Here is an 11761-nt window from a genome sequence, read left to right as displayed (position 1 = left end):
ATAGTTGATAGTTGATAGTTGATAGTTGATAGTTGATAGTTGATAGTTGATAGTTGATAGTTGATAGTTGATAGTTGATAGTTGATAGTTGATAGCGGTTGATTGTTTGGGAATTACGCCGTAGAGACAAGCCTTTTCTCTATTGTTACAGGAATTCTGCGAGGAAGTCTAAGCTGCTTTCATCAAAAATATCCAAGGGATCGTCTCCCCAAACAGGTTCCGGCCAGAGTAGCTTTAAGGCTGTGCAAATATCTTCATGAATAATTTCAATATCGTCTTGCTCGAAAATTTTGGCTAAGGCTTTCAGATCGCGTTTCCTCAGAGGCGTTAACTGAGCGCCGTAATATTCTCCCTCATAAAGTGCTTGTTCGACGTGCCAAGAAGGACGAGTGAATTTTCTCGCCGATTTCCTCAAGGCTCTTTCTGCTTCCACTCTCGAGCTAAAGCGAATCAGGTCAACGGGAAAAGCTCTGCTATCTTGGCTGGAAGAGGATACTGACATGAGTTAAGGGGGGATCTGCCTGCGAATACTTCACGGCAAGAAGTTAAAAAATGGTTGGCTTTTTGGTAATTGGGCAGAATTTCTGACGCTATTCACTAACTATTCTATTATGCCCATCCAATTTACTGAAAAAATGAACAAGATCAAAACATAACCAATAACAATCTAAAGACCAAAGATTTTGGCGATCGCCAGGATGATTTGCTGGCAGGTTGCGACGGTGGGTAATCCGGTTTGGGTAAAATGGAAACCAGTCTAAAACAAAAAGGAGCAAAAATAATGGCAGTCGTGCGTTGGACGGATGAAATGCTGGATGAGTTATCCTCAAGCGTTAGCGAAATGCGCGAAAGCGTTAGCGAAATGCGCGAAAGTATTAGCGAAATGCGCGAAAGCATTAGCGAGGTCAAAGATAGCGTTGATGGTTTGAGAATCAGTGTACAAGCACTCCTGCAAGTTGCGGCTCAAAGTCAACGGGATATGGAAAACGTGAAACAACGTCAAGCCGAAAATGACGAGCGTTTTAATATTCTTCTTGAGGAAGTACGTTACTTAAATCGACGGAATGAGGAAAATTGATCAGGAAAACTGAAATGCGATCGCAATTCAATTCATTGCTTTTGACGCGATCGCAATTCAATTCCTAAGCCAAATAGCCTAACTTTTTCAACCCCTCTAACACCTTTTTAACGCTCTCCTCTAACTCTTCTTTATCCGTGTGACACTCAATTTCCGGATTTAAAGGAGGTTCGTAGGGATCGTCAATACCAGTAAATTGCTTGATTTCTCCGGCTCTAGCCCGTTTATAAAGACCTTTTACATCTCGTTTCTCACAAGTTTCTAAAGGTGCATTCACATAAACTTCAACAAAGTTGCCAATTCGTTTCCCGACTTCATCGCGAATTGCCCGATAAGGAGAAATTGCCGACACAATAACAATAACACCATTACGGGTCAAGAGATGAGAAACAAACCCAATACGGCGAATATTTTCATCCCGATCTTCCTTGCTAAAACCCAGTCCTTTCGTTAAGTTTGTCCGCACAATATCGCCATCGAGAACTTCTAATTTATAGTTCTGCGATCGCAATTCTTCAGCAACTTTTTGAGAGATTGTGGTTTTTCCTGCTCCACTCAAACCCGTAAACCAAACTGTTACACCTTTATGTTCCATTTTATTTAATTATCTTTGTTTAAACATCAACGATCAAAAGGTCGTTTGTCTATTAGATACGACTCCGACTCTAACAATCAATTATCAATGATGGGTGACAAATTTACAATCCATAAATCCAAATAATCAGAAGAGGGATCGTCAAGGTCATTAATAATGTCAAGGGCGCACCCACTCGGGTAAAATCAAAGAACTTGTATTCTCCTGCGCCATAAACCATTGTATTAGTTTGATAGCCGATGGGTGTCATGTAACTGTTAGATGCAGCAAAGGTAACAGCAAACATAAACGCAAATGGGTTGAGATCTAAGGTTGTCGCAACACTTGCTGCAATGGGAAGCATGAGAACAACAGACGCATTATTTGATAAAATTTCTGTTAATAATGCTGTAATGAGAAAACAAAACATTAAGACCCAGTATCCCGATAATCCCCCTGTGACAAAGATAATGCGATCGGCTAACCATTGGGTCGTTCCTGAATTTTTCATGGCAATTCCGAGGGGAATTAATCCAGCTAAAAGAAAAATAATATCCCAACGCACTGCACCATAAATTTCTCCTGGTTTCAAGCATCCTGTTAATACCATTAACACGACACCTGCCAAGGCAGTGACCAAAATTGGCATTACATTAAATGCCGCTAATAAAACCACTCCCAACCCGATCGCCACGGCAAATCCTGCTTTATCTTGACGCATCATTTCCACATTGCGCTGTTCTAAAACCAACAATTCTCGCGTTGTTTGTAAACCAATAAAACTTTGCTTTGGACCCTGTACCAATAAAATATCGCCAAATTTCAAAGGTATTTTACCCAAGCGACCTCTCACTAATTCCGCACCCCGACGAACAGCTAAAACTGTTGCATTATAGCGCTGACGAAAGCGTAAATCTTTTAACGTTGTTCCGATTAAGCGAGAATTAGAAAGAATCAAAACCTCGGCAATTTTTTCTTCTCCAGAAGTCAAAATATTTTCTAATTCATCTTGATTAAATTTAACATCTGCTAAAATGTCCAATCCTCGTTCATCTCTAATTTTCAACAAATCCTCTCGACCGCTACGGACAATTAAAATATCTCCAGCTTGTAATATTTTGTCTGCAAGAGGTTGAGCAAAACGAACTTCATTTCTCAATAATTCTAAGACATCAATATCGAATTTGCGTTGAATTTCACTCGATTGCAAAGTTTGTCCCACTAAACTCGATCGCGGTGTAATTACCACTTCGCTAACATACTCTCGCAAGCCATAATCTTCTGATACTAGATCGCTGCTTGCAGATTTGCGATCGGGAAGCAGTCTTGGGGCGATCGTAGCCAGATAGATTAACCCAATCATAAAAATTGGAATCCCTGCTTTACTAAACTGAAAAATACTGAATTCTCCATAGCCCAATTGTGCCGATAAACCACTGGCTAAAATATTCGTAGATGTGCCAATGGTTGTCATAATTCCTCCTAAAATAGAAAGATAGGAAAGGGGAATTAAAAGTTTAGATGCCGAGATTTTTTGTTGTTTGCACCAATCTTCAATAATAGGCAAAAAAATGGCAACAACGGCAGTATTATTTATAAATGCCGAAATCGGACCCACCAAAATTCCTAAAGTAAAGATTTGTTGATTTAAGTTCTTCCCCCCCCAGCGAATCAACCAATCTCGCGCAATTTGAATCACTCCTGTTTTAGCAATTCCCGCACTAAGAATAAACATCGCTAAAACCGTAATGGTTGCAGAATTACCAAAGCCCGAAATTCCTTCCTCGGGAGTCACTAATCCCAAAATCATCAAAACAACAGCGACAATAATCGCAATGAGATCGACAGGAAGAATTTCGCTAATAAAGCCAATGAGTGCAAAAACAATAACCGCTAGAGTGAGGATAATTTCCATTATTTATGATAATATTCTCGATACCAGTCTACAAATTTTTGAATTCCTGTTTCAATGGGCGTATCTGGTTTAAAACCAACGTCGTGTATTAGTTCATCTACATTCGCATAGGTTTTAGAAACATCACCAGGCTGCATGGGCATCATATTCTTAGCTGCAGTTTTCCCCAAACATTGTTCTAGAGTTTGAATCATATACATGAGTTCTACGGGTTTATTATTGCCAATATTATAAACTTTATATTTTGCACCACTCAGTTTATCAGGATCGGGGATCTTTTGACTGACCCGAATGACCCCTTCCACAATGTCATCAATATAAGTAAAATCCCGTTGCATTTTACCATAATTAAAAACATCGATCGCCCGTTCTTCTAAAATAGCTTTGGTAAACAAAAATAATGCCATATCCGGACGACCCCAAGGACCATAAACTGTAAAAAAGCGCAGTCCTGTGGTAGGAAGATCGTATAAATGACTATAAGTATGCGCCATTAATTCATTGGCTTTTTTTGTTGCAGCATAAATGCTCAAAGGATTATCCACACTATCTTCTACAGAAAAAGGGATTTTTTGATTTGCGCCATAAACTGAACTGGAAGAAGCAAAAACGAGATGTTTGACTTGACCGTAACGACAACCTTCAAGAAGGTTCATAAAGCCAACAAGATTGCTATCGACATAAGCATGAGGATTTTCTAGGGAATAACGAACCCCTGCTTGTGCGGCTAAATTAATGACTATTTCTAAATCTTGTTCGGCAAAAAGTTTAGCCATGCCTTCGCGATCGCCAAGATCCAAATGAACAAAGGTGAAATTTTCATACTTTTCTAATTCCCTCAAACGCGCTTGTTTGAGGGAAACATCGTAATACTCATTAAGATTGTCGAGGCCGACGACGCGATCGCCTTCTTCTAACAAGCGCTTGCTAACATGAAAGCCAATAAAACCCGCCGCACCAGTCACTAAAATTGCCATTGTTTAACTATCAATTAATCAACTAAGTCAATTATCAATTATTAACTAAATTACCGGAACCTTAATATCAACACTATTTCCCTGATGTTCCGGTCGCATTCCAGAATAAACCAAACCCCGTTGAGAGTCGAGGGTTAAAATGGCTCCTTCGCGAATCACCTCTGTGGCATTTTTTAAGCCCACGATCGCCGGAGTTCCCAAACGCAGCCCGATCACTGCCGCATGGCTGGTTAAACTCGACTCTTCTGTAATAATTCCCGCCGCCTTGCGAATTGCTTCTACATAGTCGGCATTGGTTGCCGTGGCGACCAGAATATCATCTTGGCTAAAATTGGCCGCATCCTTGGCATCGCGCACTACTCGGGCCCGTCCTGTCACCGTCCTTTCGCCAATGCCAATGCCCTTCCCTAAAATTGCGGTTACTACCTCCACTTTAATCAAATCCGTAGAGCCAGCAATCCCTTGTAAAGTACCAGCCGTAAGAATAACAATATCCCCATCAAAAAGTAAGTTCTTTTCCTGGGCAACATTAATGGCCGCTTGAAACGTTTGGCTAGTGGAAGGTAAATCTAAAATCAATAACGGCTTGACCCCCCAAACCAGTTGTAATTGCCTGGCGACATCCACGTGAGGGGTAACAGCAAGAATAGGGGTGCGGGGGCGAAATTTCGAGACATTGCGGGCGGTTGCCCCAGTTTTGGTTAAAGTCATAATTGCTGCCGCATCGAGTTGCTTGGCGATATGACTGACCGCCCCAGAGATAGCATTGGGAATCGATCGCGCTGTATTATCCGAGGTGCGATCGCTAAACATCTGCGGTTCGACACAATTGGCAATTCTGGCCATGGTCATGACAGCTTCAACGGGATAATTGCCCACAGCCGTCTCATTGGAGAGCATAACCGCATCGGTACCGTCAAGAATAGCATTAGCCACGTCAGACACCTCAGCACGGGTGGGACGGGGATTATTGACCATACTATCGAGCATTTGAGTTGCGGTAATCACGGGAATGCCCAATTGATTAGCCATAGCGATCAGGCGTTTTTGCAACATTGGCACCTGTTCTGCGGGCAATTCTACCCCTAAATCCCCTCGAGCCACCATCACCCCATCGCAGAGGGAAAGAATTGCTTCCATTTGCTCGATCGCCTCGTGTTTTTCGATTTTGGCCACCACGGGGACGGATTTTCCGGCGCTGGCGATCAAGTCTTTAATTTCTAAAATATCTTGAGGGCGTTGGACAAAGCTCAAGGCTACCCAGTCTACCCCCCGATCCAAACCAAACATTAAATCTTTGCGATCTTTTTCCGTTAGGGCGCTGACGGAGAGAGAAACATTGGGAAAGTTTACCCCTTTGTTATTGGAGAGTTTGCCCGCTACGACTACACGACAATGTAGTTGCTTATTTTCGCGATCGACGCTTTCTACGACCATTTCCACCTTGCCATCGTCAAGGAGAATAGTTGCTCCAGCCGGAACCTCGTCTGTCAAACCTTGATAACTCACGAAAGCAATTTCGCGATCGCAGGAAACGGGATGACTGGTAAGAATAAAGCGATCGCCTTTGGCCAATTGTACAGATCCCGACTCGAATTTACCGAGACGAATTTTCGGTCCCTGTAAATCTTGGAGAATACCCACCGGTCGATCTAATTCAAAAGCCAGTTGACGGATGAGGCGAATGGCGCGATGGTGATCTTCGTGGGTTCCGTGGGAAAAATTCAGGCGCAGAGTGGTGGCTCCGGCTTCAATCAAGCGGCGGAGAACATCGGGTTTGAGGGTTGCAGGCCCCACCGTCGCTACGATTTTTGTGCGCCTTGAAAAGGGACGAGATAAAGGGTTTTGCAAGTTCGCAGGCGATCGCTCTGGAGAGTTTTCCGTCAAGGAAGACGAAAAAGAGGGAGAATCAGTGGAGTAGGGGGACAATTGCATGATCGGGAAACAATAAACGGGGTTCGGCAGGGCGGTAAGGTTTGCATTATAATCTCCTATTGTCTCGCGAAAGTCCGTTTTTGCAGATAAGTTTAGAAAGTTGTCTTTTCAATTTTCGTTTTGCTGGCGATCGCTAGAGAATATTTTTATAATTGAATGGTAAAAATATACTTGTTTACGCTGCGTCGCAATCCCTTATATTCTAGGGAAAATCAGAATGATTAACGTGCATTACAGCAATTTTTCTGACCTTTTCAATAGAGGTAGATTTTAGATGGCTTTTGAATATCCTGAAGACCTTAAGTATCTTGACAGTCACGAATACGTGCGTTTGGATGGTGAAATCGCGACCGTGGGCATTACTGCTTTTGCCGTTGACCAATTAGGGGATATTGTTTTTTTAGAATTACCCGAAGTGGGGGATGCGGTAGAAATGGGTGGAAATTTTGGCTCGATTGAATCGGTGAAAGCCGTTGAAGACCTTGCTTCTCCTGTTTCTGGTACCGTTATCGATCGCAATGAACCCCTGCTCGATGCTCCCGAGGCGATCGCGGAAGATCCCTATGGAGAAGGGTGGTTGCTCAAAATTCGCCTTGACGATCCCGATGAGGAGTTAGACACCATCGATGCGACGGAATACCGAGCGCAAGTTGAAGGTGAAGACTAGAGACTCTCCCCCTTTTTTTAGGGGGATATTTCATTGTCTTTCGTAGGCTGCTACAATTTTCTGCACGAGAGGATGCCGCACTACATCGGCGGCGGAAAGATGACAAAAAGCAATCCCCTCAATATTGTTGAGAATTCTTTGGGTCACAATCAATCCAGAATCTTGAGAGTTGGGTAGGTCGGTTTGGGTAATATCCCCGGTTACGACCATGCGAGAGCGAAAACCCAAACGGGTTAACACCATTTTTAATTGTGCTGGGGTGGCGTTTTGTGCTTCATCGACAATAACAAAAGCATGGCTCAGGGTTCGCCCGCGCATATAGGCGAGGGGGGCAATTTCAATTTTGCCTCGCTCCATTAAATCAGGGATTTTTGCCGGTTCAATAAATTCGTACAGGGAATCATACAGGGGACGCAAAAATGGATCGACCTTTTGTTGTAAATCCCCAGGTAAAAATCCCAATTTTTCCCCGGCTTCGACGGCAGGACGGGTGAGAATAATACGATCGCACTCATCATTGAGCAGAGCTTGAACTGCTAACACGGCGGCTAAAAATGTTTTACCTGTTCCCGCCGGACCGATCCCAAAGGTAATATCATGGGTTTGAATGGCTTTAACGTACTGGCGCTGGCGAAAGGTTTTCGCCCCGATCGCTTCTCCTTTACGGGTGACGGCTAAAACATTTTTTTGTAAGTCTTTGTACTCGTCCATTTGCCCCGTATCCACGGCATGAAATGCTGTTAAGATATCGGGGCTACCGATGGGCTTTTCTTCTTTCCAGTAAGGTGCAAGGGATTGCAACACCTGTAAGCAGCGCTCCACCGCTTTTGGCGCTCCTAAAAGGGTAACATCTCGTCCTCGTAAGGTTAACTGCACCCCTGTATGACGAGAGAGGAGCTTGAGATTCTCCTCTCCGGCTCCGGCTAGGGCGATCGCGCTTTCGTTACTGGGAAATTGTAGGGTTTCTGTCCTCACTTTACTTAAATATTACCCCAAATATCACCCTAAATATCACACTAACTACCAGTCGCTATTACCAGGTCGCCAGTTTCCTCGACTTTCACCACTAGAGCGTCTGCGCCGAAAAGAAGGGCGACGAGAAGGGATGGAAGGACGGGGAATAGAAGGTTTTTTAAATCCGCGCCGATCGCCATCTTCGTCATTTTCATTTTGAAATCGTGAACCATTATTATTGCGATCGTAGGAGTTAAATTCACGGCTATTCTCGCGAACACCGAAAATTTCTAGTCGAGCCGACTGTCCCGAGGCGATCGCCGCCGCTTCGAGAGTCGCTCTAATCGCATCGATATTACGTCCTCCGCGACCAAATACTCGTCCTTGTTCTTCTTCTGCAAAAGCCACGCGAATTAGGACTCGTTGATTGCTCCGAGCGATTTCACAGTGAATGCTAAGAGACTCGGGCGAGTCCAATAAGGGTTCAATTAAAAACCGAGCCAATTCTTCATAATTAGGTTGAGAGGACGTGGTTGAGGAAGAGGATAGAGAGGAAGAGGATGGAGAGGAAGAGGATGGAGAGGAATACTGGGGAAATGTGATTGATTCAGGCATCCTTTACTTGCTCGAAAACTTGGGCTTTTTTGAAAATATTACGAACTGTATCAGTAGGTTGAGCGCCTTGTTTAAGTCGCTTCACGATCGCCGGAACGTTCAAGCGCGTTTCGTCAGTGCGGGGGTTATAAAATCCCAGTTCCTCAAGGGGGCGGCCGTCTCGACGGTCGCGGCTGTTCATGGCTACAATTCGGTAGCTAACTTCTCTCTTCTTGCCGTATCGCTTTAGTCGCAGCTTAATCATCTTAAAATAACACTACTTTGCTTACAATCTCTTTTCCGATTCTGACATACTCCCAATGTTAAATGCAAGCATTCTTATAAAAGTCTTTTTTCTCAATTATCTTGACGGTTGTTTCAAGATTGCTATAATTAACCCATGAGGCGATCGCCTGCGATCGCCACTCAAAAGAAAATACATCTGCGAGTTTGGCTAAAAACCTTGCAATCTGGGCAGTGTATCGCTGTCCTTGCGCTGAGTCAGATCGTGCTTCACTAGCCCGGTCGTTACTGTACGGTCATTCACCACTATACGTCTCTCCCGGTTTGATTTCGGAGAAATGTAGGAGAGTATAGTGGTGAGACCGATTGGGTTGACCGATCTAGTCCCGAGGGGTTTACGAAGGGGAAAGCTAACTCGCAGATGTATTTTTTTATTGGGAAGTAATTTTAGATGCTTGACGAGCGCGATCGATCAGTTTTTGGGGGGAATCATTACGGAAAACAGCCAAACGGGAGATTTTATAATGATTTTGCCAAAAATTAAGTTTATATATTTCATCGTTATATAAATATCCAGATTGATAGTATTGAGAAGTATAAAATTTAACCCTTCTGTTAACGCGATTATAGGGATAAGCAAAGTGTAAAGACACTGTGGTATTTAAAGTTGGCTCTGCAATACATTCTTGTAGTTTTCGTTGAGACTCTAAAAGCTCATGCTCGAGTTCTGAGATTTCTAGCTTAGTTAAATGAGTATGATTGACCCCGGCAGATTGTACATCATAAAACCCCTTTTTAAACCCATCTTTAACTTGATCGCAGTTGAGATATTTATCTTTGCGATTGGATATTTCTCGTTCCATAAAAGCCGGATTTAAAAATAAAACAATAGGAATTTTGAGATTATATTGTTTTGCCAATTTTTCTAAAAGCGGTAAAACAAAGGCATGAATATTTTCATAACCATCATCAAAGGTTAGCATCACCGGACGTTTACCGATATGTTGTTGGGGAATTGTTTTTGTTTTCACTAAAAAATAGTCATACAAATCTTGGGATGATAAAAACCAATATTCCTCTTGAATTAAATATTTGAGAACTTGTTCTAAATCTTGAACCGGATAATCGAGGTAGGAAGCGCGAGAAGGTAACTTTTCTGGATTGGTTCTATCAAAGATACTATGAAAACCAAAAATAGGAATTTTAAATGAGATTGAATCGATAGTTATCTTGGCGATCGCCAAACTTAGAAATAGGGCGATCGCGACACCTAAATATGTTTTAGATAAACCAATTTTGTAAAAATTTTTCATCTTAATTTCTATTTCAAAGAACGGATCGCGCTAATGCTAACCCTAGCATTAACTGGAATTTTCTGGCAATTCAATGTAATGTTAGGTTTTAAATGGTAGGTTGTGGGATGTTGCCCTCAGAACTACTGACCTTGTTCTTTATACCCCCCTAATCTATGTCAAACAAGAGTACTGGAGCATTTTTTGGTGGCTTGCTGATCGGTAGCGCGATCGGTACTGTTGCCGGGATTTTGGTTGCTCCTCGTTCTGGTCGAGAAACCCGACAAATTCTCAAAAAATCTGCGGATGCCTTACCGGAATTAGCTGAAGATTTATCCGCTACGATTCAATTGCAAGCCGATCGCCTGTCGGAGTCTGCGGTACAGAATTGGGAGGAAACCCTTGTGCGCTTGAAGGACGCGATCGCGGCAGGTATGGAAGCCAGTCAGCTTAAAGCAGAGGAGTTGGCACAACCGCGCAATGTTACAGTAGAGTCTTCTAGCCCCGATTCCGATAATCATCTGTAATGGTTTCAAAACCATTAATATTTGATAATTAAAATTGATAATAAATTATTGACCTCAATGCTCGATCCTTTATTTTGGCTCGGCCTTTCTCTTTTATTGGTTGCCGTCAGTTTAACGGCGGTTTTAATCGCTGCTTTGCCTGCATTTCGAGAAATAGCAAGGGCAGCACGAAGTGCAGAAAAGTTATTTGATACTTTACGACGGGAATTTCCTCCCACTTTAGACGCAATTCGCCTGACAGGTTTGGAAATTAGCGAACTGACAGATGATATTAATGAGGGGGTAAATAGTGCCAGTGGAGTCGTCAAACAGGTGGACGAGAGTTTGGGTTCGGCACGACAGCAAGCCAAAAATGTCGGGGTGAAGACAAAAAGCGCGATCGCCGGAGTACAAGCAGCTTGGCAAACTCTCAATCGTTCTAGCACAAGAGTACCGAGCGATCGCCGGTTGCCTTCTCCTAAAACTTCTCTGGAATCTGACGATCGCCGCGAGTTTCGTCTGACTCGTTCTTCTGAAGATGAGAAAAAATAAAAGCAAGCTCTGAAAGAGGTGTTTACTCCTCAGGGCGATCGCTATCCAATTCATCAGTTTTTTGTTCAATTTTTGTCAACCAAACTCTTAAATTGTCCAAATTTTCAAAGGCTAACATTTCTAATCCCAAGACTTCCAACTGGGAGATATTTAAGCCCGAAATTCGTTCTTCTATGTCGGGTGCTAATTGGCCAAATCGCCATGCAAGTTGACGTAAAATTAACTGCGCCAAACTTTCTTGGCGACCTTCTTGGCGGCCTTCTTGGCGACCTTCTTGGCGACCTATCTCGATTCCTTCTTCCATCCAACTGGTGACGATTTGCATAACTTCCTCCTTTTCCTCTGGCTTAATTGTAGCAATTTGTTCGACAAATAGACGATTTTCGGACTCGTTTAATTTTAAATAACTGTCCACAAAACCGGAAATCAGTTGCATTCGTGCTGGATCGAGGCGTAATGTTGCTAACAGTCGCA

Annotated in this window: 14 protein-coding genes; 4 read left to right on the top strand and 10 right to left on the bottom strand. The window is 43.0% G+C overall.

Annotation, left to right across the window (positions count from 1 at the left end):
- Positions 1–145: 145 nt before the first annotated feature.
- Positions 146–502, bottom strand: a complete 357-nt coding sequence (locus tag JUI58_RS04150; RefSeq protein ID WP_204102484.1) for a hypothetical protein — start codon at positions 500–502, stop codon at positions 146–148.
- Between the two features lie 279 nt (positions 503–781).
- Between JUI58_RS04150 and JUI58_RS04145 the strand changes: the two genes are divergently transcribed.
- A complete protein-coding gene (locus JUI58_RS04145) occupies positions 782–1078 on the top strand; it encodes a hypothetical protein (protein ID WP_204102483.1) in 297 nt (98 codons plus the stop codon).
- A gap of 64 nt (positions 1079–1142) precedes the next feature.
- Here JUI58_RS04145 and cysC read toward each other — a convergent pair whose 3' ends face one another.
- The 4 genes from cysC to pyk all read right to left on the bottom strand — a co-directional run bounded on the left by cysC (position 1143) and on the right by pyk (position 6479).
- The gene (cysC, locus tag JUI58_RS04140) at positions 1143–1673 is read right to left on the bottom strand and encodes an adenylyl-sulfate kinase (RefSeq protein WP_204102482.1); all 531 of its coding nucleotides are present in this window, start codon (positions 1671–1673) and stop codon (positions 1143–1145) included.
- 103 nt (positions 1674–1776) lie between these two features.
- Positions 1777–3567, bottom strand: coding sequence for an SLC13 family permease (locus JUI58_RS04135; protein WP_204102481.1), 1791 nt, complete (start codon positions 3565–3567; stop codon positions 1777–1779).
- Positions 3567–4544 (bottom strand): NAD-dependent epimerase, encoded by a 978-nt coding sequence (locus JUI58_RS04130; protein ID WP_204102480.1) that lies wholly within the window; start codon positions 4542–4544, stop codon positions 3567–3569. Before JUI58_RS04130 ends, JUI58_RS04135 begins: the two co-directional genes overlap by 1 nt.
- Positions 4545–4589: 45 nt before the next feature.
- Positions 4590–6479 carry a pyruvate kinase gene (pyk, locus tag JUI58_RS04125; RefSeq protein WP_204102479.1) on the bottom strand — a complete coding sequence of 630 codons (1890 nt, stop codon included), beginning with the start codon at positions 6477–6479 and terminating at the stop codon, positions 4590–4592.
- Between the two features lie 274 nt (positions 6480–6753).
- Here pyk and gcvH point away from each other — a divergent pair, with 274 nt between their 5' ends.
- On the top strand, positions 6754–7146 hold the full coding sequence (gene gcvH, locus JUI58_RS04120; protein ID WP_204102478.1) for a glycine cleavage system protein GcvH: 393 nt from the start codon (positions 6754–6756) through the stop codon (positions 7144–7146).
- 30 nt (positions 7147–7176) lie between these two features.
- Here the strand turns inward: gcvH and JUI58_RS04115 are convergent, their stop codons facing one another.
- From JUI58_RS04115 to JUI58_RS04100, 4 genes are all read right to left on the bottom strand, one after another.
- Complete coding sequence (locus JUI58_RS04115; RefSeq protein WP_204102477.1) at positions 7177–8121, bottom strand: PhoH family protein; 945 nt, start codon at positions 8119–8121, stop codon at positions 7177–7179.
- A 45-nt stretch (positions 8122–8166) separates the two neighbouring features.
- Complete coding sequence (locus JUI58_RS04110; RefSeq protein ID WP_204102476.1) at positions 8167–8715, bottom strand: KH domain-containing protein; 549 nt, start codon at positions 8713–8715, stop codon at positions 8167–8169.
- Positions 8708–8959 (bottom strand): 30S ribosomal protein S16, encoded by a 252-nt coding sequence (gene rpsP, locus JUI58_RS04105; protein ID WP_204102475.1) that lies wholly within the window; start codon positions 8957–8959, stop codon positions 8708–8710. Before rpsP ends, JUI58_RS04110 begins: the two co-directional genes overlap by 8 nt.
- Before the next feature lie 409 nt (positions 8960–9368).
- Positions 9369–10250, bottom strand: a complete 882-nt coding sequence (locus JUI58_RS04100; protein WP_204102474.1) for a polysaccharide deacetylase family protein — start codon at positions 10248–10250, stop codon at positions 9369–9371.
- A gap of 155 nt (positions 10251–10405) precedes the next feature.
- Between JUI58_RS04100 and JUI58_RS04095 the strand changes: the two genes are divergently transcribed.
- Positions 10406–10756, top strand: coding sequence for a YtxH domain-containing protein (locus JUI58_RS04095; protein WP_204102473.1), 351 nt, complete (start codon positions 10406–10408; stop codon positions 10754–10756).
- Between the two features lie 57 nt (positions 10757–10813).
- Positions 10814–11287, top strand: a complete 474-nt coding sequence (locus JUI58_RS04090; protein ID WP_204102472.1) for a DUF948 domain-containing protein — start codon at positions 10814–10816, stop codon at positions 11285–11287.
- A 22-nt stretch (positions 11288–11309) separates the two neighbouring features.
- On the opposite strand, the gene JUI58_RS04085 is transcribed toward JUI58_RS04090, so the two are convergent.
- A partial coding sequence (locus JUI58_RS04085) for a DUF4351 domain-containing protein (protein WP_204102471.1) occupies positions 11310–11761 on the bottom strand: 452 nt, incomplete at its 5' end.

Source organism: Spirulina sp. CCY15215 (assembly GCF_016888125.1).
Classification (GTDB): Bacteria; Cyanobacteriota; Cyanobacteriia; order Cyanobacteriales; family Spirulinaceae; genus CCY15215.
The sequence above is the reverse complement of the archived record's forward strand: the minus strand, read 5'-3'. Positions and strand labels throughout refer to the sequence as shown.

Excerpts from the sequence above, each read along its gene's own strand:
- rpsP (WP_204102475.1), bottom strand. The coding sequence starts at position 8,959 with ATGATTAAGCTGCGACTAAAGCGATACGGCAAGAAGAGAGAAGTTAGC.
- JUI58_RS04135 (WP_204102481.1), bottom strand. The coding sequence starts at position 3,567 with ATGGAAATTATCCTCACTCTAGCGGTTATTGTTTTTGCACTCATTGGC.
- JUI58_RS04095 (WP_204102473.1), top strand. The coding sequence starts at position 10,406 with ATGTCAAACAAGAGTACTGGAGCATTTTTTGGTGGCTTGCTGATCGGT.
- pyk (WP_204102479.1), bottom strand. The coding sequence starts at position 6,479 with ATGCAATTGTCCCCCTACTCCACTGATTCTCCCTCTTTTTCGTCTTCC.
- JUI58_RS04145 (WP_204102483.1), top strand. The coding sequence starts at position 782 with ATGGCAGTCGTGCGTTGGACGGATGAAATGCTGGATGAGTTATCCTCA.
- JUI58_RS04110 (WP_204102476.1), bottom strand. The coding sequence starts at position 8,715 with ATGCCTGAATCAATCACATTTCCCCAGTATTCCTCTCCATCCTCTTCC.
- JUI58_RS04150 (WP_204102484.1), bottom strand. The coding sequence starts at position 502 with ATGTCAGTATCCTCTTCCAGCCAAGATAGCAGAGCTTTTCCCGTTGAC.
- JUI58_RS04130 (WP_204102480.1), bottom strand. The coding sequence starts at position 4,544 with ATGGCAATTTTAGTGACTGGTGCGGCGGGTTTTATTGGCTTTCATGTT.
- gcvH (WP_204102478.1), top strand. The coding sequence starts at position 6,754 with ATGGCTTTTGAATATCCTGAAGACCTTAAGTATCTTGACAGTCACGAA.
- cysC (WP_204102482.1), bottom strand. The coding sequence starts at position 1,673 with ATGGAACATAAAGGTGTAACAGTTTGGTTTACGGGTTTGAGTGGAGCA.
- JUI58_RS04090 (WP_204102472.1), top strand. The coding sequence starts at position 10,814 with ATGCTCGATCCTTTATTTTGGCTCGGCCTTTCTCTTTTATTGGTTGCC.
- JUI58_RS04100 (WP_204102474.1), bottom strand. The coding sequence starts at position 10,250 with ATGAAAAATTTTTACAAAATTGGTTTATCTAAAACATATTTAGGTGTC.